The sequence below is a fragment of the Dactylosporangium sp. CA-052675 genome (genome assembly GCF_050947935.1).
Lineage (GTDB): Bacteria > Actinomycetota > Actinomycetes > Mycobacteriales > Micromonosporaceae > Dactylosporangium.
Genome location: NZ_CP192010.1, coordinates 8,837,533 through 8,862,978, shown reverse-complemented (window position 1 = coordinate 8,862,978; position 25,446 = coordinate 8,837,533). Strand labels below are relative to the sequence as shown.

Below are 25,446 nucleotides of genomic sequence, written 5' to 3'. Positions count from 1 at the left end.
CGTCGCGTGTCTGCGGGTAGGCTGTCGGGGCTCTCACCCGCCCGACTCATCGAGGATCTCCTATGAAGATCGCCGTCACCGGCTCGATCGCGACCGACCATCTGATGCACTTCCCGGGCCGCTTCGCGGAGCAGCTCCTGGCCGACCAGTTGCACAAGGTGTCGCTGTCGTTCCTCGTCGACGACCTGACGGTGCGGCGGGGCGGGATCGCCGCCAACATCGCCTTCGGCATGGGCCTGCTCGGCCTGCGCCCGATCCTGGTGGGCGCGGTCGGCGCCGACTTCGCCGACTACCGCAGCTGGCTGACCCGCCACGGGGTCGACTGCGACTCGATCCTGGTGAGTGAGGTCGCGCACACCGCCCGGTTCGTGTGCACCACCGACGACGACATGAACCAGATCGCCTCCTTCTACGCGGGTGCGATGTCCGAGGCCCGCAACATCGAGCTCGGGCCGGTCGCGGCCCGCTCCGGCGGCCTCGACCTGGTGATCATCGGCGCGAACGACCCGATGGGCATGATCCGGCACACCGAGGAGTGCCGTGAGCAGGGCATCGCCTTCGCCGCGGACATCTCCCAGCAGCTCGCGATCATGCCGGGGGAGGAGATCCGCAAGCTCGTCGACGGGGCGGCCTACCTGCTCACGAACGAGTACGAGAAGGAGCTCCTGGAGAGCAAGACGGGCCTGACCACGGACGTGCTCCTGGACAAGGTGGACTTCCTGATCACCACGCTCGGCAAGGACGGCGCCGTGATCCGCAGCCGCAAGCTGGACGAGGAGGTCCGGGTGCCGGCGGTCCGCGGCGTGCAGACCGTCGACCCGACCGGTGTCGGCGACGGCTGGCGCTCCGGCTTCTTCGCCGCCCTGTCGTGGGGGCTGAGCCTCGAGCGCGCCGCCCAGGTCGGCTCGATGGTGGCGGCCCTGGTCCTCGAGACCGTCGGGCCGCAGGAGTACGCGATCCAGCGCGACGAGTTCACCAAGCGCATCGCGGACACCTACGGCGACGCCGCCGCCGACGAGATCCGCCCCTTCCTCCCCGCGTGACCTTGCTATCCCTATCGATTAGGTAGGGATCGGGGTATCGTTGCCGCCGTGACGTACGTGGTCCTGGCGGTGCTCGCCGCGGCGACCGTGGCCGGCCTGGTCTACCGGGCCCGCTACGGTCGCCTCCGCGTCTCCGGCGGCGAGTTGCCGCCCGGCCTGCTGCCCGACGCCGATCCGGCCGGCGGCCCGCCCGGTGTCACCCTGCTGCACTTCACCTCGGCCACCTGCGCCCCCTGCCGGCGGGTCCGGGCCGTCTGCGCCGACCTGGCTCAGGACCTGGCCGCGGTACGGCACGTCGAGGTCGACGCCGACGCCCACCTCGACGCCGTGAAGTCCCTGGACATCTGGCGGCTGCCGACCCTGCTCGTCGTGGACCGCCACGGCCGCGTCGCCCGCCGCACCGTCGGCGTGCCCGACCGCGCCGACCTGCGCCGGACCGTCACGGAGGTGCTGGCCGCATGAGCGGTCCGCAGCGAAGCGGAGGGGCCGCTCATGATGCACGCAGTGTCCTCATGCCGGCGCCGGAGCTTGCGGAGGTGACGGCATGAGCGGTCCGCAGCGAAGCGGAGGGGCCGCTCATCATGCACGCAGTGTCCTCATGCCGGCGCCGGAGCTTGCGGAGGTGACGGCATGAGCGGTCCGGAGCGCGGGGGAGGTGACGGCATGAGCGGTTCCGAGCGCGGGGGAGGTGGCGGCATGAGGGCCGGCGGACTCGATCCCCGCGGCCCGCGCTTCGCCGCCGTGATCACCACGGTCGTCTTCGTGGTCGTCCTGCTCACCGGCTCCGGCTGGCTCGCGCTCGCCCAGGCGGTGGTCTTCGCCGTCGGCGCCTACGACCCGCGGCTGACCCCGTACGCGCTGCTCTACCGCCACCTCGTCGCCCCGCGGCTCGGCCCGCCGGCCGAGCGCGAGGACCCGGCCCCCGTCCGCTTCGCCCAGGCCGTCGGGCTGCTCTTCACCGTGGTCGCCGTCGCCGGCTACCTGGGCGGCGCGACCGTCCTCGGCATCGTCTTCGCCGCGTTCGCCCTGGTCGCCGCGTTCCTCAACGGCTTCTTCGGGCTGTGCCTGGGGTGCGAGGCCTACCTGCTCATCCGCCGTCTGCGCGCGGGCACGCCCGCCGCGTAGCCCGTGATCGCCCCGTGACGCCGGGTAGCGGATGGGGCCGGTGTGCCCCGTGATGTCCGCGTGGACGTGTCGTGGGATGGTCGCGCCGCGGGGGACCGGGTCGCGGTCAGCCTCTAGAGGCCCGCAGGCGCACCGTGTGCCGGTCGCCCTCGGTGGAGACGAACGTGTGGCCCTGCATCCGGCACCAGGCGGGGATGTCGACCGCCGCGGCCGGGTCGTCGGCCAGCACCGCGATCTCGGTCCCCGGCTCCTGCCCCGCGGCCGCCTTCGCGAGCATGATCACCGGGAGCGGACACCGCTTACCCAGAGCGTCAATGACCAACTTCACACGACCTCCGCTCGGCTCCGGACCGCTCACAGCCCGGCCTCCGCCCGGGCCTCGGCGACCACCCGGGGGAGCACCGCCAGGAACGCGCGGACGTCCTCGGCGGAGACTCCACTATGGAGCGAGACGCGCACGTTGCCGTGGGTGAGCACCCCCATCGCGGCCAGCACGTGCGAGGGCCGCAGGGTGTCCGACGTGCACGCGGAGCCCGACGAGACCGCGAACCCGGCCCGGTCCAGCGCCGTGAGCAGCACCTCGCCGTCGACGTACAGGCAGGAGAAGGTGACGATGTGCGGCAGCCGCTCGTCGGGCTCGCCGACGACCTCCACGTCGGGCACGCTGGCCGCGACCGTGCGGCGGATCTCCTCGACGAGGGCTCGTTGCCGTACCGACTCCTCCTCGGCCGCCTCGGCGACGGCCCGCAGCGACGCCGCGGCCGCGACCACCGCGGGCACGTCCGCCTCCGCGTCGTCCCAGGGCGGCTCCCACCGGGTGCCCTTGCGCACCGCCAGCAGGCCGACCCCGGCCGGCCCGCCCCACTTGCGGGCGCTGCCCGTCAGCAGCGACCAGCCCGTGGGCAGGGCCGTCCGGCCGATCGACTGCGCGGCGTCGACCAGCAGCGGCACCCCGGCCTCGGCGCACAGCTGCGCCGCCGCGGCGACCGGCTGCACCGTCCCCACCTCATGATTCGCGCTCTGGACGGCCGCCAGGGCCACTTCCGGGGAAAAGACCGCGGCTCGCAGCGATGCGAGGTCGACCACGCCGGTGCGGGAGACGGGCACGGAGACCGCGTCGGCGCCGGCCGCCTTGATCACCGCGGAGTGCTCGACCGCGCTGTGCACCACCAGCCGCCGGCCCCGGGAGCGGCGCACGCCCGCCACCGCGCGCCGGATCGCGTCCGTCCCGCCCGCCGTGAACCGCAGCTCGTCGGGGCGCACCCCCAGGACCCCGGCCGCGGTCTCCCGGGCGGCGTCGAGCAGCCGGCGGGCCCGCCGGGCCGGGGTGTAGAGGCGGCCGGGGTCGGCCCAGCCGTCCTCGATCGCGGCGAGAAATGCTTGCCGCGCAACGGGATTCGGGGGAGCGGCGGTCGCCGAGTCCAAGTAGACGCCCACCCGCGCAACGGTATCCTGACCCGGACACGGCCACCCCAAGCCGGGCGGACCGCACATGGTCGAGTACGCTCGCCAGCGTTGGTGAGGCTTGCCGTGCGAAGCTCCTGAAGAGGGCTTTCCGGCGCTGCTAAGGAGGCAGGAGCAGGTGGTCTCAAGAGGTTTGAGCCCCGCGCGCGCCATCGGGCTCGCCGTCTCGGCCATCGGGGCGACGACACTGCTCGCCGGTTGCTCCGTCGAGGACACGTTCCATGGCTTCGGGTGGCCCAAGGGCATCACCGAGCAGGGTGACCGGATGTACGACCTGTGGATCGGGTCGGTCGTCGCGGCGCTCGCCGTCGGCGTGTTCGTCTGGGGCCTGATCTTCTGGTGCGTGGTGCGGTACCGCAAGCGGGGCGACGAGCTGCCCCCGCAGACGCGCTACAACATGCCGTTCGAGATTCTCTACTCGGTGGCGCCCTTCGTGGTCATCGCCGTGTTGTTCTTCTACACCGCGGTCATCCAGACCGACGTCGACCGGCTCTCCAAGAACCCGGACGTCAACGTCGAGGTCATCGCCTCGAAGTGGAACTGGCAGTTCGTCTACACGGACTCCAAGGGCCCGGACGGCAAGCCGATCACGACGGTCGGCTCGGACGACTACATCCCGGTCCTGGTGCTGCCGGCGGGCAAGAGCGTGCAGTTCAAGGAGACCTCGAAGGACGTCATCCACTCGTTCTGGGTGCCGGACGTGCTGTTCAAGCGCGACGTCATCCCGGGCGTGGAGAACCGCTTCGAGATCCGGCTCAAGGACAACTCCCAGGGCGCCTACGTCGGCCGCTGCGCCGAGCTCTGCGGCACGTACCACTCGATGATGAACTTCGAGCTGCGCGTCGTGAGCCCGGAGCAGTACTCGCAGTACCTCGCGCTGCGGACCGGTGGCAAGAGCACCCCCGAGGCGCTGGACTCGCTGGGCTTCCCGAACCACGGCTACGCGACGACGACCCACCCGTTCGACACCGACCGCACCAAGCGGTCCTCGAGCTGAGAGGCGAACGGCGATGAAGGCGGAGAATCGTCTCTTCTTCGTGCTGGCCCTGTTCGTGTTCGCGATGGCCGGCCTCTACGGCTGGTGGACCAGCGCGGCCCCGCAGGAGCAGTCCGGGCACCACGGCGTGGAGTGGATCGGCGTCGTGGCGCTGATCCTGTCGGGCCTGCTACTGACCATGATCGGCGGCGCCCTGTGGATCATCTCGCGGCGTATCGCGCCGCGTCCGGAGGACCGTCCGGAGGCGGAGATCGCCGAGGGCGCCGGTGACCTGGGCTTCTTCAGCCCGGGCAGCTACTGGCCGTTCGGCCTGGCCCTCTCGGCGATGATCGCGAGCCTCGGCCTGGCGTTCGACCAGTGGTGGCTCGTGGCCGTCGGGCTGATCTCGGTGCTGGTCGCGACCTGCGGGCTGATGTTCGAGTACTACACCGGCACCCGCCGCGGCGCCGAGCACTAGGCACGAGCAACGCGACAGAGGGCCCCCGGGTGACCGGGGGCCCTCTGTCGTTCACGCGCGGGCCGCGGCCTGGGCCTGGGCCTGGGCCTGGGCCTGGGCGCGCTGACCCTTGGCGAGCAGGTCGGAGGCCTTGTCCAGGGCCGCGTCGGACAGCCGCACGCTGCCGAAGACGGACACGGCCTGGTAGTACGTCCACGCGAGGCTCGTGCAGGCCGGGCGCACGAACGCGTTGTAGGTGGCGCACTTGGCCTTGAGATCGAAGGAGAACGCGTCGTCGACGCGGCTCTTGTTCGCCGGGAAGGCCCCGATGGCCTTGTAGTTGCGGTAGCCGAAGTCGTGCCGCTGGCACGGCAGCCGGAAGTCGAAGCCGAGCGGCTGGTCGGGGCTCGACGAGCAGTAGTCGGTGGTCCAGTCGAAGCCGTAGGCGGCCCACTGGGACTGGTGCTGGCGGGCCGTGTTCCAGGCGCTGGAGCTGCCGGCGTTCGGCTGGGACCAGGAGGCCATGACGGCCGGCTTGTCGGCGGGCACGGCGGCGTGAGCGTCGGTGGCGACGCCCACCGCGAGGAGCAGCGCGGCGAGGGACAGGGTGCCCAGGCGCGCCGTGAGGCGGCGGAGCTTCATGGCCGGGATTGTTTCGCGTCGATGTGACGCGCGGCGGCTTCCTGCGCCGAGCGGTCCTTGCCGAGAGCTGAACGGGAGTTCAGGCCGCCTTGCGGAGCAGCACGCGGGGCCGGCGATCCATGAGCAGGATCACCGGGGCCACCACGATGGCGCCGTCGCAGGCCGTGCAGGCCCAGTCCGGGCAGGACGAGCGCGGGTGGTCGGCGCAGACCGGCTTCTCGAAGATCCGCACCTGGCCGCAGGTGTCGCAGTGCAGCTCCATGCCGACACCGTCCCACCGGAGCCGCCTCGCGCCGTGGATGCCCGCCCGCGTGTCAGGTCACTTTTTGGCCGCAGCCGACGCCTTGGGGGCCGCGGTCGTCTTCGGCGGCACGAAGGCCTCTTCGCTCACGCTGGGGGTGGTGTACTGCAACACGAGTTCGGTGGTCCTCCCGGCGTCGGACGTGCCCTGGAAGTACGCCAGCAGCCCACCCGGATTCACGCAGGCCGTCTCCGTGCGGATGCCGGTCGCGGTGACCGACACGCACTGCGCGTCGCCGCGCTTGGAGGCCCCGGCCCGGGCCGCCTGCCCCTGCGCGATGGTGGCCAGGCGCCCCAGTGCCGCCTCCGGGGCCAGGAACTCGCCCCCGAACGCCGCGCTGATGGCCTTGGCCTCGGTGGGGGACATGGTGTCCGCCCCCGGCCCCTCCTGGCACGTCACCGGCGCGCTGAGCGGCTTCTTGCCCTTGGCGGGCGACGGGGCGGCCCCGGTTGTGCACAGGTACGTGCCGTCGGGGCTGGAGATGTAGGTCACGCCGCCGCTGCGGTACGCCCGCCGGGGCGAGGACTGCGAGACGGTCACGATGGCGCCGGAGGGCGTCGCGTACTGCAGCGTCGCGTCCGTGTCCAGGCCCAGCACCAGCCGCGAGGCCAGCGAGTCGACCATCTCGAGGGCCTGGTTGGCCGCCTCCGCCTGCTGCTTGACCGGCGCACCGCACGACTTCGCCATCATGCCGGCGAAGCCGATGGTCAGCGCGCCCGCCACGAGCGCGGAGAGCATCGCCTTCTTGGGGTTGTTACGCGGCAGTTCGGCCATGCCTCAACAACGGTGGAGATACACCGCTGGTTATGTCCGAGTTCGTACTACCCCTCGGACGGATTCGGCTTGAACGCCGTCCAGCGCTGCACCAGGGCCGTCGCCGCTCCCGAGTCCACCGCCGCGGCCGCCCGGTCCAGGCCCGCCTTGAGCTGCGCGCCCAGGTCCGCCACGGTCAGCCCGCCGGCCCGCGCCGCGATCGCCGCGGCCGCGTTGAGCAGCACCGCGTCGCGCACCGGGCCGGGCTCGCCGGCGAACATCCGCCGGGCCACGTCCGCGTTGTGCTCCGAGTCGCCGCCGCGCAGGTCGCCGGGGGCGGAGCGGGCCAGGCCGAGGTCGGTGCTGTCGAACAGGGTCTCGGTGACCGTGCCGCCGCCGACCACCCACACGCGGGTCGGGGCCGCGGTCGTGAACTCGTCCAGGCCGTCCTCGCCGCGCACGAGCAGCACCGAGAACCCGCGCCCGGCGAGCACGTCGGCCATCACCGGGGCCATGCGCAGGTCGAAGCAGCCGATCGTGGCCGCCGTCGGCTGGGCCGGGTTCGTGAGCGGGCCGAGGAAGTTGAACACCGTCGGCACGCCCATCTCACGGCGCGGTACACCCGCGTGACGCATCCCCGGGTGGAACCGGGCGGCGAAGCAGAAGCCGATGCCGACCTCGTCCACGCAGCGCGCCACGTCCTGCGGGCCCAGGTCGATGGTCACCCCGAGCCGCTCGAGCAGGTCCGCGGCGCCGGTCGACGACGACGCGGCCCGGTTGCCGTGCTTCACCACGGGCACCCCGGCGGCGGCGGTCACGACCGCGGCCATCGTCGAGATGTTCACGGTGTTCGCCCGGTCGCCGCCCGTGCCGACGATGTCGACGGCCGCGTTGCGCAGCGCGTCGGAGACCGGCACCTTCGCGCCGAACTCCAGCATCATCTCCGCGCACCCGGCCACCTCGGCCGGGGTCTCGCCCTTGGCCCGCAGCGCGATCACGAAGGCCGCGGTCTGCACTTGCGTGGCGGAGCCGGAGAAGATCTCGCCCATCGCCCACCGCGTGTCCTCGGTGGACAGGTCCTCCCCGCGCAGCAGGGCGGTGAGCAGCGTCGGCCAGGTGCGGTCGCCCATGGCGGCCTCCAGAGGGGGAACTGGGCGCCCGCGTGCGGCACCGGCGGCGCTGCCGGTGCGCCGCAGCGCTCTACCGGCGGATGGCGGGGTATGCGCGGAGCAGGCCGGAGACGGTCTCCCCGGTGGTCACGGGGTCGAGCGGGTACATGATCGTGCCCTCGACCTTCGCGTAGGACGCCAGCCAGCGGTCGGCGGCGCGGGCGATGGCCAGCACCACCGGCGGGGCGTCGCTGACCTCGTCCTTGAGCTGCCGGGCGATGCCCAGGCCGCCGCCGGGCGTGGCCTCGCCGTCGAGCACCAGCAGGTCGACGTCGGTGTCGTCGACCAGCTTGACGACCTCGGCGTACGTCGACGCGTCGACGAACTTCACCGTCAGGTCGGCCGCGGGGCGGGTGCCGATGGCCAGCCGCATGCGGTCGCGGACCTCGGCGTCGTCGCTGTACAGCAGGACAATGTGCTCGCTCATGTGCGCGCTGCTCCTCGTGTGGCGTCTGCCTCCGGGATCGTACCGTCCTCGAGTTTCGCGGTCGGTGCCCCGTCAGGGGCTATGGAAATTCCCGTGCGGGCGGACCACTCCGCCTCCTCCCGCGACAGCCGCTCCTCCCGGTCGAGGCGCCGGTCGATGCGCTTGGCCTCCCGGTCCGACTGGCGCATCCACTGCACGACCAGCACCGCGAGCATCGTCACCGAGACGAACTCGCCGCCGGCCCAGAGGATCCCGCCCGCGAGGACCTGGTCGGCCACGGGATCGGCCCAGCTCAGGTGCAGCGACGGATACCAGTCCCCGCCCAGCAGCGTCCGGCTCTGCATGATCGTGAGCCCGAGCACCGTGTGGAACGGCGTGGACAGGAACATCAGCAGCGCGCGGGCCGGATAGGGCCATCGCCCCGGCAGCGGGTCCAGCCCGATCAGCGGCCAGAAGAACAGGCAGCCGACCGCGATGAAATGCGCGTGCGTGACCTCGTGGAACCACTCGTGGCGCATCGTGAGCTCGTACAGATTCGTGAAATAGAGCACGAACGGCGTCACGACGAAGAAGCCGAACGCCACCAGTGGAAAGGCCAGGATGCGCGCCGCCCGCGAGTGCACGACCGCGAGCAGGGCCCGGCGCCCGCCGGCCGGCAGCGTGCGCAGCGCCAGCGTCACCGGAGCGCCCAGCGCCAGGAAGATCGGCGCGATCATGGACAGCACCATGTGCTGCACCATGTGGACGCTGAGCAGCGTCGTGTCGTACTCCTCGACTCCGCTCATCGTGACAGAGGCGATGGCTCCCAGTCCCGGGAACAGGAACAACAGGGTCCGCGCGAGCGGCCAGCGATCGCCGCGCCGGCGCAGCTTCACGACCCCCGCCAGGTACAGCCCGGCGGCGGCGAGCAGCACCAGCGTCAGCCACGAGACGTGGAACGACCCGAGGATCGCGGTGGCGGTCGGAGGACCTGATTCGGCAGCTTGGAGCACGTGTCCACACTATGCCGCCGCACGAATCGTCCGTGTCTGGTGGACCCCGCGCAAACGCGGCGATGATCGGGGGCAATAATGGCGCTGTGACTGCGGCCCCAGCGATTGCCAAGAGCCAGATCCACTCACTGACCAGGCCCAACATGGTCAGTGTCGGGACGATCGTGTGGCTCTCCAGCGAACTGATGTTCTTCGCGGCGCTCTTCGCGATGTACTTCTCGATCCGCGCGGCTGCGCCGGAGCTCTGGGAGAAGCACACCGAGGCGCTGAACATTCCCTATGCCCTGACGTTCACCGTCATCCTCGTGCTGTCGTCCATCACCTGCCAGATCGGCGTGTTCCGCGCCGAGCGCGGTGACGTGCACGGCCTGCGCCGGTGGTTCGCGCTGACGTTCATCATGGGTCTGACCTTCGTGCTCGGCCAGGTGAACGAGTACCGCAACCTCGTGGGCGAGGGTGTGAAGATCAACGGTGACGGGTACGGCTCGATGTTCTACCTGACGACCGGCTTCCACGGCCTCCATGTCACGGGCGGCCTCATCGCATTCGTCATCTACCTCATCCGCACGACGATGGGGCGCTTCACGCCGGCCCAGGCGACGGCGGCGATCGTCGTGTCGTACTACTGGCACTTCGTCGACGTGGTCTGGATCGCGCTGTTCGCGATGATCTACTTCCTGCAGTAGGTCGCCGCATCCGGGCCCCGTCACGCTCCGGACCACCCCCGCAGGGACCACCACCACCGAACAACCACCGAGACGACATAGGTGATGACGACAAAGGTGAGGCCATGACTTCCGAACAGAGCAAGCGGCCGCTTGCCCGGCTGGTGCCGGGAGGCGCGCGCGCGGCGCGGGGCAAGCTGCGCCGCCGGCTGGAGGCGGCCGTGCGCCTGATCGCCGCGCTCACGATTGTCGGCGGCCTTTACAGCGCCTACGCCCCGGGCGTCGGCCGCGCCGAGGACGTGCCGGCCCTCTCGGACGCCGCCAAGCACGGCAAGGAACTGTACGAGACCAGCTGCATCACCTGCCACGGCACGAACGGCCAGGGCGTGCAGGACCGCGGCCCGAGCCTCATCGGCGTGGGCTCCGCGGCGGTCGAGTTCCAGGTCAACACCGGCCGCATGCCGCTGGCCCGCCAGGAGGCGCAGGCCCAGCGCAAGCAGCCGATGTACAGCGAGAAGGACGCCGCCGACATCGGCGCCTACATCCAGGAACTGGGTGGCGGGCCGCAGCTGCCGAGCGCGCAGAGCCTGGACCAGGACGTCAAGAAGGCGCAGGCCGACCCCAAGACCCTCGCGCACGGCGGTGAGCTCTACCGCGTCAACTGCTCGTCCTGCCACGCGTTCAGCACCGGCGGCGGCGCGCTCTCCTCGGGCAAGTACGCCCCGACGCTGCAGCACTCCACCAACCGCGACATCTACGGCGCCATGCTGACCGGCCCGCAGAACATGCCCGTGTTCGGCAACAACCAGCTGAGCCCGGACGACAAGGCCGCGATCATCGCCTACATCCAGACCCTGAACAAGTCGTCGTCGACGGACCCCGGTGGCTGGAACATCGGCCGCTACGGTCCGGTCCCCGAGGGGCTTGTCATCTTCCTCGTCGGTATCGCGGCGCTCGTGTTCGCCACGCTGTGGATTGCAGGGAAGTCATGACCACCCACACCGCTCCCACGGAGGAGCAGTTCGACGCGAGCGACCCGAACCTCACCCGGTTCGACCTCGTCAAGGAGGGCGCGCGCCGCGACGGCGTCGAGATCGTGCACTACGCGCCGCGCTTCCCGGTGCCGGGCACGAAGGCCGAGAAGCGCGTCGAGCGCGTGCTGGCCTTCCTGTTCCTGCTCACCGGGCTCATGGGGACCGTGTTCGTGGTCGCCTTCATCGCGTGGCCCTGGCACTACGGGCACGGCAACGAGACCTACCAGAAGCTGTACCCGTACTACACGCCGATCCTCGGCGCGACGCTCGGCCTGGCCCTGCTGACCCTGGGCCTGGGCATCATCACCTGGTCGAAGAAGCTCCTCCCCGAGGAGGTCTCGATCCAGGAGCGCCACGACGGGGCGTCGGACAGCACCGAGCAGAAGCTCACCGCGGCCACGATCCTGAACATGGGCGACGAGCTCGGCCTCAAGCGCCGCAAGTTCGTCGGCCTGGCGTTCGCGGCCGGCGCGGCCCCGCTCGGCGCGGTCGCCGGCGCGCTGCTCGTCGGCTCGATGATCAAGGCGCCGACGCAGAACGGCGAGAACGTCTTCTTCACCACCGGCTGGGACCCGAAGAAGAACGACGGCAAGCCGGTGCGCCTCACCCACGAGGACGGCACCCCGATCCGCCCGGCCGACGTCAGCGTCGGCGGCCAGATCACCGTCTTCCCGGGCATCCCCGGCGGCGCGACCAACAAGTACGCGGACTCGCCGACCCTGCTCATGCACCTGCGTGAGGGGGACGCCCTGGAGACGCTGAAGAACGCCAAGGAAGTCAACAAGGGCTCGCAGTGGCAGAACTTCGTGGCCTACTCGAAGATCTGCACCCACGCGGGCTGCCCCGCCAGCCTGTACGAGCAGCAGACCAACCGCCTGCTGTGCCCCTGCCACCAGTCGCAGTTCCAGATCACCGACAACGCGCGGCCGGTCTTCGGCCCCGCCAGCCGGGCACTGCCGCAGCTGCCGATCACGGTGGACGATGAGGGATACTTCGTCGCGACGTCCGACTACAAGGTTGCCATCGGACCCGCCTTCTGGGAGCGGCCATGAAACGGCGCAAGATTGACCTCCGCGCCCTGCCGGCCAAGTCGGCGGGGGCGCTCGACGAGCGGTTCCAGGCGGCGACCCCGCTGCGCCGCCTGCTGAACAAGGTCTTCCCCGACCACTGGTCGTTCCTGCTGGGTGAGATCGCGCTCTACTCGTTCATCGTGCTGCTGCTCAGCGGCATCTTCCTGGCGCTGTTCTTCGACCCGTCGATGGCCGAGACCGTCTACAACGGCAGCTACACCCCCCTGCGGGGCGTGGAGATGTCGCAGGCGTACAACACCGCCCTGCACCTGTCGTTCGACGTGCGCGGCGGCCTGTTCATGCGCCAGATGCACCACTGGGCGGCCCTGCTGTTCATGGCCGCGATCGTGGTGCACATGTTCCGCGTCTTCTTCACCGGCGCGTTCCGCAAGCCGCGCGAGGCCAACTGGATCGTCGGCGTGCTGCTGTTCTGGATGGGCTTCCTGGAGGGCTTCGGCGGCTACTCGCTGCCGGACGACGCGCTGTCCGGCACCGGTCTGCGCATCGCCTCCGCGATCATCCTGTCCATCCCGATCATCGGCACCTGGGTCAGCACCTCGCTCTTCGGCGGGGAGTTCCCGGGCGAGGTCATCCTCGACCGCCTGTACATCGTCCACGTGCTGCTCGTCCCGGGTGCGCTGCTCGCGCTCATCAGCGTCCACATGGGCCTGCTGGTGAAGCAGAAGCACACCCAGTGGCCCGGCCCCGGCCGGACCAACGAGAACGTGGTCGGCGTGCGGATGTTCCCGGGCTTCGCGGCCAAGGCCGGCGGCTTCTTCATGATCGTGTTCGCCATGATCGCCGCGCTCGCGGGCCTCTTCCAGATCAACCCGATCTGGCTGTTCGGCCCCTACAAGGCCGCGGTGGTCTCGGCGGCGAGCCAGCCCGACTGGTACGTCATGTTCCTGGACGGCTCGACGCGTCTGTTCCCCGCGTGGGAGATCCGCTTCGACCTGTTCGGATGGGGTGACGGCTACACCCTGCCGCCGATCTTCTGGCCCACGGTGGTGCTGCCCGGCATCCTGACCATGCTGCCGATCTTCTATCCGTTCATCGAAGCTCGGTTCAGCAAGGACAAGTCCGTGCACAACCTGCTCGAGCGCCCGCGGGACAACCCGTTCCGCACGGCCCTCGGCGCCATGGCGATCGCGTTCTACGTCGTGCTGCTCATCTCCGGCGGCAACGACGTGCTGGCCGACAAGTTCCACATCAGCCTCAACGCGATGACCTGGGCCGGCCGCATCGGCATCCTGGTGCTGCCGCCAGTGGCCTACTACGTGGCGTACCGCCTGGCCCTGGGCCTGCAGCAGCACGACCGCGAGGTCCTGTCGCACGGCGTGGAGACGGGCATCATCCGGCGCCTGCCGGACGGCCGCTTCATCGAGGTGCACCAGCCGCTGCCGACGGCGAACGGCCACGCGGACGGCGACGCTCACCACGGCCTCGAATACGCGGGCTGGGTCGTGCCGAAGAAGATGAACCGCCTCGGCGCGCTCGCCCCGACGGTGAAGGGCTTCTTCTACCCGATCGAGAAGGCCGTCCCCCCGGCGAAGCCGTCGCAGCGCAAGGTCGAGGACGCCGACCGCGAGGAGATCACCTCGGGCCACTGAGCCCCTGGTCCAGCACGAGACGGCCCCCGGGTTCATGGGAACCCGGGGGCCGTCTCGTCTCCGGCACCGCGGCGGGTGGCCGCGCGCTGACGACGATCTACAGGCCCTGGGCCCAGGCGGCGACCCGGCCGGCCAGCTCCTCGCCGTGCTTGGCCCAGCGGAAGTGGTCGACGGCCGCCTCGGGCGCATAGCGCTCGCGCGTGACCGGCGCCCCCGACAGCTTGTCGAGCAGCCGGGAAACGGTCCCGGGCGGCGTGTACCGGTCCCCGGCCACGTCGACCGCGAACACGGGCGTCCGGACGCGCTCGAACGCGGCCTCGACATCGACCCCGCCGAGGCGCGGATACCGCCCCGTGCGAGCCGTGTACGCCCAGTCCCGGATGACCCCGCGGGCCTGCCGCCCGCCGAACCCCCAGCCGGGCCAGACCCGCAGCACCGCCGAGGCCACCCCGAGCGCCTGGGTCTGCAGCAGGATCGCCGGCCCCTGCGCGCCGGGGTAGCTGCGCCAGTACGGCAGCCCGACCGCGACCAGCGCCAGCCCCGCCACATCGCTCGCGGCGCCGTACGCGCCCGCCGCCTCGAACGCCAGGTGCAGCGCGCACGCCTGGCCGCCCAGCGAATGCCCCACCAGAATCGTCCGCCGCCCGGCCCGCCGAGGCTTGAGGTGCGTCAGCACCGCGTCGACATCGGCCGTGAGATCACCCAGCCCGTAGCGCGACCCCCGCCCGGGCCGCGGCGAGCTGGCCCCCGTCCCGCGCAGATCCGCGACCACCACGGCGACGCCGGCCGCGGCCAGCTCGCCGGCGAACTTGCGGTAGTACCGGGCGGGGACGCCCATCGCCGGCCACAGCACCGCGAGCGTGGGCGCGTCGTCGGGCGCCGGATACACGTGCAGGGCGATCGTGTCGGACCCGCGAACCACGGTCTCCAGCGTCGGCTCCATGCTCGTAGGGTAGGGGTAGGAGGTTACCCGCAAGTAGCGCGCCCCCTCGCCGCTACTGTGCTGCTCGTGAAACCCGCCGATCTGCCGCAAATCCGCACACCCGGGACGCCGGCCCTCAGCCCCGACGGCCGCGTCGCCGTCGTCGCCGTCGCGCGCGCCGACCTCGCGACCGACTCGTACACCTCGCAGCTCTGGCTCGTGCCGACCGACGGCTCGCGCCCCGCGGACCAGCTCACCCGCGGCTGGCACGACAGCGCCCCGCGCTTCTCGCCCGACGGCCGGCACCTCGCCTTCCTGCGCCGCGCCGACAAGGCCGCCAAGCCGCAGCTGTGGCTCCTGCCGCTGACCGGCGGCGACGCGTGGCCGCTGACCGACTGCCCCCTGGGCGTGGGCGTGCCCGACTGGTCGCCCGACGGCGCCCGGCTGGCATTCTCCGCCCGTGTCCCGCAGGAGTCCCGCTACGGCACCGCCAGCACGGACGACGGCGAACGGATCGGCCCCGACGGGGAGCCCCCGAGACGGCTCACCCAGGTCTTCAACCGCCTGGACGGCCTGGGCTTCTTCCGCGACCGCCCGTCGCACGTCTTCACGGTCACCCCGGCCGGCGAGCTGACCCGGCTGACCGAGGGCGAGGGCGACCCCCGCTTCTCCCCGGACGGCGAGTGGCTGACCTACCTCGCCCCGGCCGGCGACACCTGGGCCGCGGACGTGTGCGTCTGCCGCGCGGACGGCTCGGACCGGCGGGTCCTGACCCGCGGCACGTTCCAGGCCGGCCGGCCCCGCTTCCGCCCGGACGGCCGGGCGGTGCTGTTCACGGCCGCTCCGGCGGCGGCGGTACTGCGCAACGAGACCCTCTGGTCGATCCCGCTGGACGGCGGCGAGGCGGTCCCGCTGCTGGACCCGGCGCGCTACCACCTGGCCATGCCGGGCGGCGACATGGACGTGACGCCGGAGGGCGCCCTGTTCACGAACGAGAACCGGGGCGCGGTGGAGCTCCTGCGGGTCCCCTACACCGGCGAGGAGCCGACGACCCTCGTGACCGGCGCTCGTCAGGTGGCCGCGTTCGCCTGGCGCGACGGCGTCCTCGTGACACATGAGGCGAATCCGTCGAACTGGGGCGAGCTGTACGCCGGTGATCGCCCGCTGACGGCGTTCAACGCGGGCTTCGAGGCGCTGGAGCAGGTCGAGCTGACGGCCACGGCCCCGGACGGCTACCCGGTCCACGGCTGGGTCGTGCGCCCCGCCGGCGAGGGCCCCCACCCGGTGCTCCTCATGATCCACGGCGGCCCCTACAGCCAGTACGGCTGGCGCCTCTTCGACGAGCCCCAGGTCTACGCGGACGCCGGCTACGCGGTCGTCTACGGCAACCCGCGCGGCTCGTCCGGCTACGGCGAGGCCCACGGCGAGCCCATCCGCGGCAACGTGGGCGAGGTGAGCGCGACGGACCTGCTGGCCCTGCTGGACGCGGCCCTGGGGGACCCCGGCCTGGACGCGTCCCGGGTCGGCGTGCTCGGCGGCTCCCACGGCGGCTTCATGACCACCTGGCTCGCCGCCCACCACGGCGACCGTTTCCGCGCGGCCGTCTCCGAGCGGGCCGTCAACGCGATCGACAGCTTCACCGGCTCGTCGGACATCGGCTGGTTCTTCGTCGACGCCCTGTACGGCGGCGACGTCGCCCGCCAGAGCCCGCTGTCCTACGCGGACCGCATCTCGCTGCCGATGCTCATCATCCACTCCGAGCAGGACTGGCGCTGCCCCGTCGAGCAGGCGTACCGCCTCTTCGTGGCCCTCAAGCGCAACGGCGCCCCGGCGGAGCTGCTGCTCTTTCCGGGGGAGGGGCACGAGCTGTCGAGGTCGGGCCGGCCCTCGCACCGCATCCAGCGCTTCGAGGCCATCCTCGACTGGTTCGGCCGGCACCTGTGAGGGGTCCGGGTCGGGCGCGCGCGAAACGTGGGAACCGATCGCACGCGTCCGACCCGGGGCAGCTCAGACAATGCAGAGACCCTCGAGGTGCCGCATTCCGATATACACCTAGCCTAGCATGGCCATTCAAGTTGATCACATTGAAGTTCGGCGCGGTGTAACCGTATCACTACGCGATGAGCAGCTCCGCCACCTGCACCGCGTTCAGCGCCGCACCCTTGCGCAGGTTGTCGTTCGAGATGAACAGGGCGAGGCCGTTGTCCACGGTCTCGTCCACGCGGATGCGCCCCACGAACGACGGGTCGGCGCCGGCGGCCTGCAGCGGCGTCGGGATGTCGCTGAGCGCCACGCCCGGCGCCGACGACAGCAGCTCCGTCGCGCGCGCGACCGAGATGGGCCGGGCGAAGCGGGCGTTGATCTGCAGCGAGTGCCCGGTGTAGACGGGCACGCGGACGCACGTGCCGGAGACGCGCAGGTCCGGGATCTCGAGGATCTTCCGGCTCTCGTTGCGCAGCTTCTGCTCCTCGTCCGTCTCGAAGGAGCCGTCGTCGACGAGGCCGCCGGCGAGTGGGAGCACGTTGAAGGCGATCGGCCGCGCGAACTTCGCCGGGGCCGGGAACGCCACGGCGGAGCCGTCGAAGGCGAGCGCCGCGGCGCCGTCGGCGACCTTGCGCACCTGCTCGTCGAGCTCGGCGACGCCGGCCAGGCCCGCGCCCGAGACGGCCTGGTACGTCGAGGCGACCAGGGCCACGAGCCCGGCCTCGTCGTGCAGGGGGCGCAGCACGGGCATCGCGGCCATCGTGGTGCAGTTCGGGTTGGCGATGATCCCCTTGGGCCGGTTGGCGGCGGCGTGCGGGTTGACCTCGGCGACGACGAGCGGCACCTCGGGGTCCATCCGCCACGCGGAGGAGTTGTCGATCACGACGGCGCCCGCGGCGGCCACCTTCGGGGCGAGCTCCTTCGACGTGCCCTTGCCCGCGGAGAACAGCACGACGTCCAGCCCGGCGTAGTCCGCGGTCTCCGCGTCCTCCACCGTGATCTGCTTGTCCTGCCAGTCGATGCTCCGCCCCGCCGAGCGGGCGGAGGCGAACAGGCGCAACTCGTCTACCGGGAACTGCCGCTCGGCCAGGATGTGGCGCATGACGCTGCCGACCTGCCCGGTGGCTCCTACGATGCCGATCCTCATGGCGGCGAGGGTACCGCCTCCGGAGCCCGCATTCGATGCGATTTGAACCACTGCAAACGGCCCTCAGCAGGGCAAACAGGAATTAGTCGGCGTCGGGGAGCCCGATCGCGAAAGCTTCTTCAAGATCGTGGCGGGAATACGCACGAAATGCGATGTGGGTGTCCGTCTCCACGACACCGGGAACCTTGGAGATGCGGTTCGCGATGACCTCGGCGATCTCGTCGAACTGCTGCACCCGCACCATGGCGATGAGGTCCACGTTGCCGGCGACGGAGTACACCTCGCTGACGCCGTCGAGGTTGGCGATGTTCTCGGCCACCTCCGGGATCGAGTCGGTGGCGCAGTCGATGAGGACGATCGCGGTGATCACCTGCGGAGCTCCTTCCGGCCTGTGGACAACAGCCATGCTAGTGGGCGGGGACGGTGAGCGACCGGCCGACCCGGATCGCCTGCCGCAGGGTCTCGCCCGCCGCGACGACCCCGCCCGGCCACACCACCCCGCCGCTGACCCGTCCGGCGACGTGGGCCGCACTGCCGACGACGGCCCCGTCGAGCGTTCCGGTCACGACGGCGTCCGCGGCCACGAGATTTTTCCCGTGTACCGCATGCAGGTTCGCCGCCAGATAGTCCGCGGGAGTGCCGGTGTCCAGGTAGGTGCCCGGGTATTCGACGACCTCCAGCCGCCCCTGCCGCTCCGCGGGCCGCCACACGAGCCGCACGAGGTCCGACGGCTCCGGCTCGAGGCCCTTCACCAGGTCCCACGGCAGCAGCGAGAACCCGGCGAAGCGGTGGGAGCCGAACTCGTACGGCGGGCCCGGCACCCCGAGCAGCCGGACCGTGTCCCCGTCCCACCCGTCCAGCAGCGCCGCGATGTCCGCGCCGGGGGACAGTCGCGAGGCCAGGTACGCGTCGGCGTTGCCCACCAGCACGCCCCGCCCGCCGATCCAGTCCCGCAGCAGCCCGATCCCGCCGGCGGTGCCGAGCGGGTCGCCGGGCTCGACGGACAGGTGGGCGCGCGAACCGACGTGCTCGGCGACGAGGTGCCCGAGGTAGCAGGCGTTGACGGCGGGGTCGAGCCCGAGGTGGCGCACCCGCTCCAGCGCCCGGTCCAGCAGCGCGACGTTGCCCACCGGGCACAGCGCCTTGGGCAGGTGCTCGGTCAGCGGCCGCAGCCGCCGGCCCTCCCCGGCCGCGAGGACCACGGCGCAGATGTCGGCGCTCATGCCTCCAGGACCTCGGGGTAGTCCTTGTACGGCCCGATGCCGTAGTGCGCGAGCAGCCGTGACGTGGACACGGTCAGCGGCGGCAGGTTGTCGACCCGGTGCCAGGCCGCCTCGAGGATCTCGGCGTGGTCGACGACGAGCTCGTCGCCGGGCTCGACCTCGGCCTCGAAGACCATGTCGACCCACTGGCCGCGGGTGTGCACGATCGCGTTGGGGGCGGCCGGGCGCATCCGCTCCGGCGGGAGCTTGACGCCGGTCTCCTCGTGCAGCTCGCGGGCGGCGGTCTGGGCCGGGGTCTCGCCGCGGTCCATCAGCCCGGCCGGCAGCGACCAGCCGGCGCCGGGCGGCTGGCGCAGCAGCAGGATCCGCGTGAGCGTGGGGTCGCGGACGATCGCGACGGCGCCGATGGTGTACGTCGGCTGGAACGTGCGCACGATTCGCCGCTTCCAGCGCCCGGGGAGCCGGTAGAACGTGCGGTACGCCAGCGCGCGCACGCGCCCACGCATGTCGGTCATCCGGTAAGGCTAGATGAGACGTGCGCGGGGTCAGTGCGGCGAGTGGTCGACCAGCGCGATCAGCTCGGCCACGACCTCGTCGGCGGTGCGGGCGTGGTCGGCGACCGCGACGAGGAGGGTCTCGAGGTCGGGGAAGCCGAGGCGGGGCGCGAGGCGTACGAGCGGCAGGTCACTGGCGAGGCCGCGGCCCTGCTGGCGCAGTGCCAGCCCGATGGCGAGCCGGCCCAGGCGGACCTTGTTGGCGACGGTGATCGCCGGGGCCTCGTGGGCCTCGAACCAGCGGCTGATGTGGAGGCGGGCGTGCGGGGTACGCACGAAGTCGAGCCACTCCGGGGACGGCCCGCGCGCGGGGGCGTCGGCGTCGAAGTCGAACTCGTCGCGCTGGCCGGCGCGGGTGATGATCTCGACCGTGTCGCCGTCGGCGAGGGGGGAGGAGACGGCGGTGAGGCGGCCGTTGACCCGGGCGCCGATACATCGGTTGCCGACGTCGGCGCCGAGGATGTACGCCAGGTCGACCGGCGTCGCGTCCGCGGGCAGCAGCACCGGGCGCCCGCCGCCCGCCGTGAGCACGAGGATCTGGTCCTCGGCGAGGTCGCAGCGCAGCGAGGCGATGAACTGCGACGGGTCGGACGCGGACGCCTCCCAGTCGAGCAGCCGGCGCAGCCAGTCGAGCTGCTCGGCCTTGGACGCGGGGCCGAAGCGCGCGGCGGTGCTCGGGTAGCGGAAGTTCGCGACGATGCCGTACTCCGCCGCCTGGTGCATCTCGACGGTGCGGATCAGCACCTCGACCGAGCGGCCCTCGGGCCCGAGCACCGTGGTGTGCAGCGACTTGTAGTTGTTGTTCTTCGGCGTCGCGATGAAGTCCTTGAACCGCCCGGGGACCGGCCGCCACTTGCCGTGGACGGCGCCCAGCGCCGCGTAGCAGTCGGTGTCGGGCCCGTCGACCACGATCACGACCCGGGGCAGGTCGTGCGGTTCGGCGTAGTTGCCGTCGACGGTGTCCTTCCAGATGGAGTACAGGTGCCGGGGCCGGGGGGAGACGGTGGCGTCGAGGCCGAAGCGCTTGAGGTCGCCGCTCACCGCGGAGATGACCTTCTCGAGGTAGCCGTCCCAGCCGACCCGCTGCTCCACGTAGTCGGCGACGACCGCGTAGCCGCTGGGCGACACCGCCCGCAGCACCCAGTCCTCGAGCTCCCGTTTCAGCGCCTGGATGCCGAGCCGCTCGCACAGCGGGATCAGCACCTCCCGCGTCGCGGTGGCGATGCGGACCCGACTCTTGACCGACCGCGCGTCGATGGTGCGCATGTTGTGCAGCCGGTCGGCGAGCTTGATGACGAGCACCCGCACGTCCCGCCCGGCGGCGACGATCATCTTGCGGATCGTCTCGGCCTCGGCGTCGGCGCCGTAGAACATCTTGTCGAACTTGGTGACGCCGTCGACGAGCAGCGCGACCTCGCCGCCGAAGTCGCGCTCCAGCGCCCCGAGGGTGTAGTCGGTGTCCTCGACGGTGTCGTGCAGCAGGGCCGCGACCAGCGTCGTCGTGTCCATCCCGAGGTCCGCGAGGATCTCGGTGACCTCCAGCGGGTGCGAGATGAAGGCCTCGCCGCTCTTGCGCATCTGCCCGCGGTGCATCTGCTCGGCGGTGGCATACGCCCGGCGCAGCAGCGCGATGTCCGCGGACGGATGGATCTGCCGGTGTACTCGCAGAATGCCCGACATCGGGTCGTCGCCCGACTGCCACGGCAGCATCGCCCGCAGCCGGGCCCCGATGATCGCCGTGTAGGTGGCGGTCGGGTCGCCCGGCACCGCACCCCCGGCGAGCGCCTGATAACTCGGCGGCGGCGGTACCTCGGGCGAGTCGTCGGCCGCCGGCGCGGTCAGTTTCTTGCGGGGCGCCGCGTACCGGTCGTCGAGCGGCTCCCGCCGGCTCGGCCGGGGCGGCGCCTGCTTGCGGCCCGCGCGGCTCTCGTCCGGCGCGTGCGTGTTGCGCGGCTTGCCGCCCTCGGCGGTCCCGGCCCGGCTCTCGGCGGTCTCGGCTCGGCTCTGGGCGGTCCCGGCCCGGCTTTCAGCGGTCCCGACTCGGCGCTCGGCGGTCTCGGCTCGGCTCTGGGCGGTCTCGGCCCGGCGCTCGGCGGCTTGGGCCTCGTGGGTCTCGGTCGCCGGTTCGTCGGCCGGGGCGGTCTGTGACTCTGCCTCCGCGCGTCGCGGCCGGTTCTCGATCGCCCGGTCGTTGGCGGGCCAGTCGGGTCCGCCGGCGCGCGGCTCGTGCTCGTTGCTCCCGCGCTCGGCCCGTCCGCCGTGCTCGTTCGTGGGTCGCTCGCCGGAGGGGGCGCGGTCGTTCACTGCCCGGTCATGCTGATGCCCGCGGTCGGCCGGCACGTGGTCGGGCCGTCGGGCTCGATCCGGGCTCATCCGATCCGCGGGCACTCGGTCCGCCTGCTGCGACGCGGCGTGTTGCTGTTCGTGTGGACGTTCGGCGCCGTCCCCGCCCCGGTCGTTCGGCGACCGCTCGGTCCCGGCCCGCTCGGTCCCGGCCCGCTCGGTCCCGGCCCGCTCGCCTGGCGGCGCGGCCCGCCGCCGTTCGGGCGTCGCGATGGTCGCGGTGGGGAGGCCTTTGGGTCCGAGGAACATCTCCGCCGGCCGGGGCCGTTCGCCCGGGGTCAGGAACCCGCCGGAGCCGAGGTTCTCGACGCGTATCGTCCGCGGTCCGATCGCCCCGGGGCCCGCGTTCGCCCCGTCGTCGGGGGAGGGCCGGCCCGGCGGCGACACGCCGGAGTCGTCCAGCGCCGTGACCGCCTCGTCGACCAGCCGGTGCGCGTCCTGGCTGGTCACCGGGCCTGCGAGCGGATTCGTCCCGGCGCCGCGGAAATTCGGAAACTCCATGGGGTTGCCGTCCGACGCCGCTGGGTCCACCATGTACTCGCTGTGCGTCGCATTGGGGCCCACGACATCCGCCGCGGCCGCGATGTTTGAAGCCCCCGGCTCGTGGGAGTCAACACCCGGGACTGTTGAACCGGCGAACGCGGCGCCCGGTGCCGGGGAGGAGCCCGCACCAAAAGACGCGCCGGGTTGCATTCCGGGCTCCATAGCGGCACCTCCTCACCGACGGGCCTGCACGGGCCTGGGTTTGGGTAGGTTCCAGCCTAGTTTCCCACCGGGCATCCGATCGGTCATTTGAGTATGGTCGTTCGTCCGATGTACCTACCCGTCCAAGTCGGTCTGAACCGAGGCGGCCGCCTCCGCCCGCACGAGGAACGGCCGCCACCGCGCGGCCCCGTCCACCGGCGACGACCAGCCGATATCGGTCTTGACCAGCCGCGTCTCGGGCCGCTCGAGCCACGCCAGGATGCGCTCGGTCTCCTCCGGGGAGGCCCGCGGCGTCGGTCCCGGCCCGGGCTGGACGGTTTCCGCTGTGGCCAACACCACATCCAGCGTCGGCTGTGGATGCACCCTCGGGGGTGAAACGCCCGCCGCGGCGAGTCGCCCGTGCCGCACCACCGCGATCTCCCAGCCCCCACCGGCCGACGGGCGCGCGGCCACCACCTCGGGCAGCCCGCTCAGCCCGGCGAGGCGCTGCTGGCGGATCGCGGTGCGCAGGAACGCGACGAGCCGGCCCCGCAGCGTCGCCGCGTCCTCGTAGCGCTCGGCCTCGGCCAGGGCCTCGATCCGCGCCATGAGCCCGCGCACGACCGGCCCGGGGTCGCCGACCGTGGCCGCCCGGAACGGCGCCGCGGCCGCCGTCTCGTAGTCCTCGGCCGAGATCCGGTGCTCGCACGGCGCCGGGCAGCGGCCCAGCTCGGCGAGCGCGCACGCCGGGGTCTTGGTGCGCAGCGACAGCTTGTGGGTGCACTGGCGGATCGGCAGCGCGTCGTAGAGCCCGGCCGCCGCGAGGTCGGCGAAGCGCCGCGAACCGAACGGCCCGAGGTAGGCCGCGCCGTCGCCCTGCACCTCCCGCACGACCGACAGCCGGGGGTAGGCCTCCCTGGTGAGCTTGAGCCAGACCACGCGCTCCGGGAACTTCGAGCGGCGGTTGTACGGCGGTTTGTGCGCCGCGATCAGGCGCAGCTCGCGCACCTCGGCCTCCAGCGAGTGCGCGCACGGGATGGCCTCCACGCGCTCGGCCGCGTTGATCATCTCGCTGATCCGCGCGCGCTTCTCGGCCGCCGTGAAGTAGCTGCGCACGCGGGTCGCGATGGAGGAGCTGGTGCCGATGTAGAGCGGCCGGTCCTTGTGCCCGCGGAAGATGTAGACCCCGGGGGCGTCGGGCAGCCCCTCGGCCAGGTGCTTCTTGCGCCGCTGGGCCGGGCTGACCGCCTTGACGAACTCGATCACGTCGCCGACGGTGTGCACCTTGAGGCTGCCGAGCCGGGCGAAGAGCCCGTGCAGCACGTCCACGGTGGCCCGGGCGTCGTCCAGCGCCCGGTGGACCGGCTGGGTCGAGGCCCGGAAGTGCCGCGCGAGGGTCGACAGGCGGTGGTTGGGCACCTCGTCGGCGACCATCGCGCGCCGGGCGATGGCGGCGGTGTCGAGCACGATCGGCTTCGGCCACGCGTAGCCGTGCTTGGCGCAGGCCGCCTTGAGGAACCCGGTGTCGTAGGGCGCGTTGTGCGCGACCCACACCGCGCCCCGGGCGAACTCGAGGAAGCTCGGCAGCACCGTCTCCAGCCGCGGCGCCTCCAGCAGCATCATCTCGGTGATGCCGGTGAGCACCGTGATGAACGCCGGCACCCGCTCCTCCGGGTTGACCAGGGTGCCGAACTCGCCCAGGATCTCGCCGCCGCGGACCTTCACCGCGCCGATCTCGGTGATGCCGCCGCCGTCCGGTGCGCCGCCGGTGGTCTCCAGGTCGACCACGACGAACGTGGTGGAGAACAGGGTGGCGGCGCGCGGGTCGTCGAACAGGGCGTCGAGGGATTCCTGGTGGTAGTGGGGCACGGGCGCACACTACGACCAGGGTGTGACAAAAAATCCTAGTGCGGCGGGAACCGCAGCTCGATGCGCACGTCGGGGGAGCCGATCATGGCCGAGGTGTCCATGACGGTGGCCCCGTGGGCGCGCAGGATGTCGGCGACCGCCCGGGGCACCGGCTCGTCGGCCGGGCGCGTCCCGGCGAGGTCGGCCTGCCACTCGGGCCGGATGCTGCCGCCGGCGTGGCCGATCTCGATCGTCGGCACCGGGGTGCCCAGCACCCGTACGGCGACCCGGCCGCCGGCCGGGGCCAGCTTGAGCGCGCCGAAGATGACGTAGTCGAGCGCGCGGGACAGCCGCGCGGGGTCCGCGTGGATCGAGGCCGGGTCGGTCAGCCCCAGCGTGATGGCGATGTTGCGGGCGTCGGCGATCCCGCGCAGCTCCCGGATGCGGGCCTCGGTCAGGTAGGCGAGGTCCACCGAGCGGGGCTCGGGCCGGCCCCGCAGGTCGTCGGTCACCACCAGCCGGCGCAGCTCGAGCAGCTCGGTGACCTGCTTGGCGAGGGCCCGCAGCGCCTTCATCTGGTCGAGGTTGAGCCGGTGCGGGTTGTGGTCGACCACGCACAGGGTGCCCAGGGCCGCGCCCTCCGCCGTGAGCAGCGGCGCGCCGGCGTAGAAGCGGATGCCGTCGTCCTGGGTGACGTACGGGTTGTCGGCGAAGCGCACGTCGGCGGTGGCGTCGGGCACGACCATGAGGTCGCGGCCCATGATCGCGTGGGCGCAGAAGGCCACCTCGCGGGGCGTCTCCTCCAGGTCCATGTCGCCGACCTTGGCCTTGAACCACTGCCGCTCGGTGTCCACGAGCGTGACGAGCGAGATCGGCGCGCCGCAGACCTCGCTCGCGATTCGGACGATGTCGTCGAAATCGGTCTCCGGCGGCGTGTCCAGGACAGCCATCGCGTGCAGCTCGGAGACGCGGTCCGCCTCGTTGCTGGGTACCGGTATCGCCATCCCCGCCTCC

At 72.0% G+C, this 25,446-nt stretch carries 26 protein-coding genes; 10 read left to right on the top strand and 16 right to left on the bottom strand.

The genetic code is table 11. From position 1 onward, the window contains the following. Window positions 1-62: 62 nt before the first annotated feature. From ACQP1P_RS39695 to ACQP1P_RS39685, 3 genes are all read left to right on the top strand, one after another. Window positions 63-1,043, top strand: coding sequence for a carbohydrate kinase family protein (locus tag ACQP1P_RS39695; RefSeq protein ID WP_433079266.1), 981 nt, complete (start codon window positions 63-65; stop codon window positions 1,041-1,043). A 48-nt stretch (window positions 1,044-1,091) separates the two neighbouring features. Further along, window positions 1,092-1,505 (top strand): TlpA family protein disulfide reductase, encoded by a 414-nt coding sequence (locus tag ACQP1P_RS39690; protein WP_433079264.1) that lies wholly within the window; start codon window positions 1,092-1,094, stop codon window positions 1,503-1,505. 234 nt (window positions 1,506-1,739) lie between these two features. Further along, window positions 1,740-2,168 carry a DUF4395 domain-containing protein gene (locus ACQP1P_RS39685; protein WP_433079263.1) on the top strand — a complete coding sequence of 143 codons (429 nt, stop codon included), beginning with the start codon at window positions 1,740-1,742 and terminating at the stop codon, window positions 2,166-2,168. Between the two features lie 106 nt (window positions 2,169-2,274). Here ACQP1P_RS39685 and ACQP1P_RS39680 read toward each other — a convergent pair whose 3' ends face one another. Together ACQP1P_RS39680 and ACQP1P_RS39675 are read right to left on the bottom strand one after the other, a co-directional pair. After that, window positions 2,275-2,445 (bottom strand): sulfurtransferase TusA family protein, encoded by a 171-nt coding sequence (locus ACQP1P_RS39680; protein WP_433090306.1) that lies wholly within the window; start codon window positions 2,443-2,445, stop codon window positions 2,275-2,277. 77 nt (window positions 2,446-2,522) lie between these two features. Beyond that, a complete protein-coding gene (locus tag ACQP1P_RS39675; protein WP_433079261.1) occupies window positions 2,523-3,605 on the bottom strand; it encodes a cysteine desulfurase family protein in 1,083 nt (360 codons plus the stop codon). Window positions 3,606-3,750: 145 nt separating this feature from the next. On the opposite strand from ACQP1P_RS39675, the gene ctaC reads away from it, so the two are divergent. Further along, the gene (ctaC, locus tag ACQP1P_RS39670; protein ID WP_433079259.1) at window positions 3,751-4,629 is read left to right on the top strand and encodes an aa3-type cytochrome oxidase subunit II; all 879 of its coding nucleotides are present in this window, start codon (window positions 3,751-3,753) and stop codon (window positions 4,627-4,629) included. Window positions 4,630-4,642: 13 nt separating this feature from the next. Then, window positions 4,643-5,086, top strand: coding sequence for a cytochrome c oxidase subunit 4 (locus ACQP1P_RS39665; protein ID WP_433079257.1), 444 nt, complete (start codon window positions 4,643-4,645; stop codon window positions 5,084-5,086). Window positions 5,087-5,137: 51 nt separating this feature from the next. Here ACQP1P_RS39665 and ACQP1P_RS39660 read toward each other — a convergent pair whose 3' ends face one another. From ACQP1P_RS39660 to ACQP1P_RS39635, 6 genes are all read right to left on the bottom strand, one after another. Next, window positions 5,138-5,707 (bottom strand): phospholipase, encoded by a 570-nt coding sequence (locus tag ACQP1P_RS39660; protein WP_433079255.1) that lies wholly within the window; start codon window positions 5,705-5,707, stop codon window positions 5,138-5,140. Between the two features lie 79 nt (window positions 5,708-5,786). Further along, window positions 5,787-5,969 (bottom strand): hypothetical protein, encoded by a 183-nt coding sequence (locus ACQP1P_RS39655; RefSeq protein WP_433079253.1) that lies wholly within the window; start codon window positions 5,967-5,969, stop codon window positions 5,787-5,789. A gap of 57 nt (window positions 5,970-6,026) precedes the next feature. Continuing rightward, window positions 6,027-6,782, bottom strand: a complete 756-nt coding sequence (locus ACQP1P_RS39650; protein WP_433079251.1) for a hypothetical protein — start codon at window positions 6,780-6,782, stop codon at window positions 6,027-6,029. A 47-nt stretch (window positions 6,783-6,829) separates the two neighbouring features. Then, the gene (gene trpD, locus ACQP1P_RS39645) at window positions 6,830-7,891 is read right to left on the bottom strand and encodes an anthranilate phosphoribosyltransferase (protein ID WP_433079249.1); all 1,062 of its coding nucleotides are present in this window, start codon (window positions 7,889-7,891) and stop codon (window positions 6,830-6,832) included. Between the two features lie 70 nt (window positions 7,892-7,961). After that, a complete protein-coding gene (locus ACQP1P_RS39640; protein WP_433079247.1) occupies window positions 7,962-8,357 on the bottom strand; it encodes a hypothetical protein in 396 nt (131 codons plus the stop codon). After that, entirely contained in the window at window positions 8,354-9,349 is a 996-nt protein-coding gene (locus tag ACQP1P_RS39635; RefSeq protein WP_433079245.1) for a cytochrome c oxidase assembly protein, read from the bottom strand. The genes ACQP1P_RS39640 and ACQP1P_RS39635 overlap by 4 nt, the downstream gene beginning before the upstream one ends. Before the next feature lie 86 nt (window positions 9,350-9,435). On the opposite strand from ACQP1P_RS39635, the gene ctaE reads away from it, so the two are divergent. The 4 genes from ctaE (at window position 9,436) to qcrB (ending at window position 13,728) form a co-directional block, all read left to right on the top strand. Further along, window positions 9,436-10,035, top strand: coding sequence for an aa3-type cytochrome oxidase subunit III (gene ctaE / locus ACQP1P_RS39630; RefSeq protein WP_433079243.1), 600 nt, complete (start codon window positions 9,436-9,438; stop codon window positions 10,033-10,035). 104 nt (window positions 10,036-10,139) lie between these two features. After that, on the top strand, window positions 10,140-11,006 hold the full coding sequence (gene qcrC, locus ACQP1P_RS39625; RefSeq protein ID WP_433079241.1) for a cytochrome bc1 complex diheme cytochrome c subunit: 867 nt from the start codon (window positions 10,140-10,142) through the stop codon (window positions 11,004-11,006). Further along, window positions 11,003-12,100 carry a cytochrome bc1 complex Rieske iron-sulfur subunit gene (gene qcrA / locus ACQP1P_RS39620; RefSeq protein ID WP_433079239.1) on the top strand — a complete coding sequence of 366 codons (1,098 nt, stop codon included), beginning with the start codon at window positions 11,003-11,005 and terminating at the stop codon, window positions 12,098-12,100. The genes qcrC and qcrA overlap by 4 nt, the downstream gene beginning before the upstream one ends. Further along, complete coding sequence (gene qcrB, locus ACQP1P_RS39615) at window positions 12,097-13,728, top strand: cytochrome bc1 complex cytochrome b subunit (RefSeq protein WP_433079237.1); 1,632 nt, start codon at window positions 12,097-12,099, stop codon at window positions 13,726-13,728. Before qcrA ends, qcrB begins: the two co-directional genes overlap by 4 nt. Before the next feature lie 97 nt (window positions 13,729-13,825). On the opposite strand, the gene ACQP1P_RS39610 is transcribed toward qcrB, so the two are convergent. Next, the gene (locus ACQP1P_RS39610; RefSeq protein WP_433079235.1) at window positions 13,826-14,671 is read right to left on the bottom strand and encodes an alpha/beta hydrolase family protein; all 846 of its coding nucleotides are present in this window, start codon (window positions 14,669-14,671) and stop codon (window positions 13,826-13,828) included. A gap of 66 nt (window positions 14,672-14,737) precedes the next feature. Here ACQP1P_RS39610 and ACQP1P_RS39605 point away from each other — a divergent pair, with 66 nt between their 5' ends. Then, window positions 14,738-16,594 (top strand): alpha/beta fold hydrolase, encoded by a 1,857-nt coding sequence (locus ACQP1P_RS39605; RefSeq protein ID WP_433079233.1) that lies wholly within the window; start codon window positions 14,738-14,740, stop codon window positions 16,592-16,594. A 169-nt stretch (window positions 16,595-16,763) separates the two neighbouring features. On the opposite strand, the gene ACQP1P_RS39600 is transcribed toward ACQP1P_RS39605, so the two are convergent. The 7 genes from ACQP1P_RS39600 to ACQP1P_RS39570 form a co-directional block, all read right to left on the bottom strand. Continuing rightward, window positions 16,764-17,780 carry an aspartate-semialdehyde dehydrogenase gene (locus ACQP1P_RS39600; RefSeq protein WP_433079231.1) on the bottom strand — a complete coding sequence of 339 codons (1,017 nt, stop codon included), beginning with the start codon at window positions 17,778-17,780 and terminating at the stop codon, window positions 16,764-16,766. A gap of 82 nt (window positions 17,781-17,862) precedes the next feature. After that, window positions 17,863-18,150: an Lrp/AsnC family transcriptional regulator gene (locus ACQP1P_RS39595; RefSeq protein ID WP_433079229.1), complete on the bottom strand. Its 288-nt coding sequence runs from the start codon at window positions 18,148-18,150 to the stop codon at window positions 17,863-17,865. A gap of 37 nt (window positions 18,151-18,187) precedes the next feature. Beyond that, window positions 18,188-19,003: a nucleotidyltransferase family protein gene (locus tag ACQP1P_RS39590; protein ID WP_433079227.1), complete on the bottom strand. Its 816-nt coding sequence runs from the start codon at window positions 19,001-19,003 to the stop codon at window positions 18,188-18,190. Then, window positions 19,000-19,518 (bottom strand): NUDIX hydrolase, encoded by a 519-nt coding sequence (locus ACQP1P_RS39585; protein WP_433079225.1) that lies wholly within the window; start codon window positions 19,516-19,518, stop codon window positions 19,000-19,002. Before ACQP1P_RS39585 ends, ACQP1P_RS39590 begins: the two co-directional genes overlap by 4 nt. Window positions 19,519-19,548: 30 nt before the next feature. Then, a complete protein-coding gene (locus tag ACQP1P_RS39580) occupies window positions 19,549-21,324 on the bottom strand; it encodes a RelA/SpoT family protein (RefSeq protein ID WP_433090304.1) in 1,776 nt (591 codons plus the stop codon). 1,395 nt (window positions 21,325-22,719) lie between these two features. Continuing rightward, window positions 22,720-24,453, bottom strand: a complete 1,734-nt coding sequence (locus ACQP1P_RS39575) for a DEDD exonuclease domain-containing protein (RefSeq protein WP_433079223.1) — start codon at window positions 24,451-24,453, stop codon at window positions 22,720-22,722. 35 nt (window positions 24,454-24,488) lie between these two features. Continuing rightward, a complete protein-coding gene (locus ACQP1P_RS39570) occupies window positions 24,489-25,436 on the bottom strand; it encodes a GAF domain-containing protein (RefSeq protein ID WP_433079221.1) in 948 nt (315 codons plus the stop codon). Window positions 25,437-25,446: the final 10 nt, after the last annotated feature.

Coding starts and splice junctions, on each gene's coding strand:
- ACQP1P_RS39695 (WP_433079266.1), top strand. CDS start 63: ATGAAGATCGCCGTCACCGGCTCGATCGCGACCGACCATCTGATGCAC.
- ACQP1P_RS39685 (WP_433079263.1), top strand. CDS start 1,740: ATGAGGGCCGGCGGACTCGATCCCCGCGGCCCGCGCTTCGCCGCCGTG.
- ACQP1P_RS39680 (WP_433090306.1), bottom strand. CDS start 2,445: ATGCTCGCGAAGGCGGCCGCGGGGCAGGAGCCGGGGACCGAGATCGCG.
- ACQP1P_RS39665 (WP_433079257.1), top strand. CDS start 4,643: ATGAAGGCGGAGAATCGTCTCTTCTTCGTGCTGGCCCTGTTCGTGTTC.
- ACQP1P_RS39660 (WP_433079255.1), bottom strand. CDS start 5,707: ATGAAGCTCCGCCGCCTCACGGCGCGCCTGGGCACCCTGTCCCTCGCC.
- ACQP1P_RS39655 (WP_433079253.1), bottom strand. CDS start 5,969: ATGGAGCTGCACTGCGACACCTGCGGCCAGGTGCGGATCTTCGAGAAG.
- ACQP1P_RS39650 (WP_433079251.1), bottom strand. CDS start 6,782: ATGGCCGAACTGCCGCGTAACAACCCCAAGAAGGCGATGCTCTCCGCG.
- trpD (WP_433079249.1), bottom strand. CDS start 7,891: ATGGGCGACCGCACCTGGCCGACGCTGCTCACCGCCCTGCTGCGCGGG.
- ACQP1P_RS39640 (WP_433079247.1), bottom strand. CDS start 8,357: ATGAGCGAGCACATTGTCCTGCTGTACAGCGACGACGCCGAGGTCCGC.
- qcrC (WP_433079241.1), top strand. CDS start 10,140: ATGACTTCCGAACAGAGCAAGCGGCCGCTTGCCCGGCTGGTGCCGGGA.
- qcrA (WP_433079239.1), top strand. CDS start 11,003: ATGACCACCCACACCGCTCCCACGGAGGAGCAGTTCGACGCGAGCGAC.
- qcrB (WP_433079237.1), top strand. CDS start 12,097: ATGAAACGGCGCAAGATTGACCTCCGCGCCCTGCCGGCCAAGTCGGCG.
- ACQP1P_RS39610 (WP_433079235.1), bottom strand. CDS start 14,671: ATGGAGCCGACGCTGGAGACCGTGGTTCGCGGGTCCGACACGATCGCC.
- ACQP1P_RS39600 (WP_433079231.1), bottom strand. CDS start 17,780: ATGAGGATCGGCATCGTAGGAGCCACCGGGCAGGTCGGCAGCGTCATG.
- ACQP1P_RS39590 (WP_433079227.1), bottom strand. CDS start 19,003: ATGAGCGCCGACATCTGCGCCGTGGTCCTCGCGGCCGGGGAGGGCCGG.
- ACQP1P_RS39585 (WP_433079225.1), bottom strand. CDS start 19,518: ATGACCGACATGCGTGGGCGCGTGCGCGCGCTGGCGTACCGCACGTTC.
- ACQP1P_RS39570 (WP_433079221.1), bottom strand. CDS start 25,436: ATGGCGATACCGGTACCCAGCAACGAGGCGGACCGCGTCTCCGAGCTG.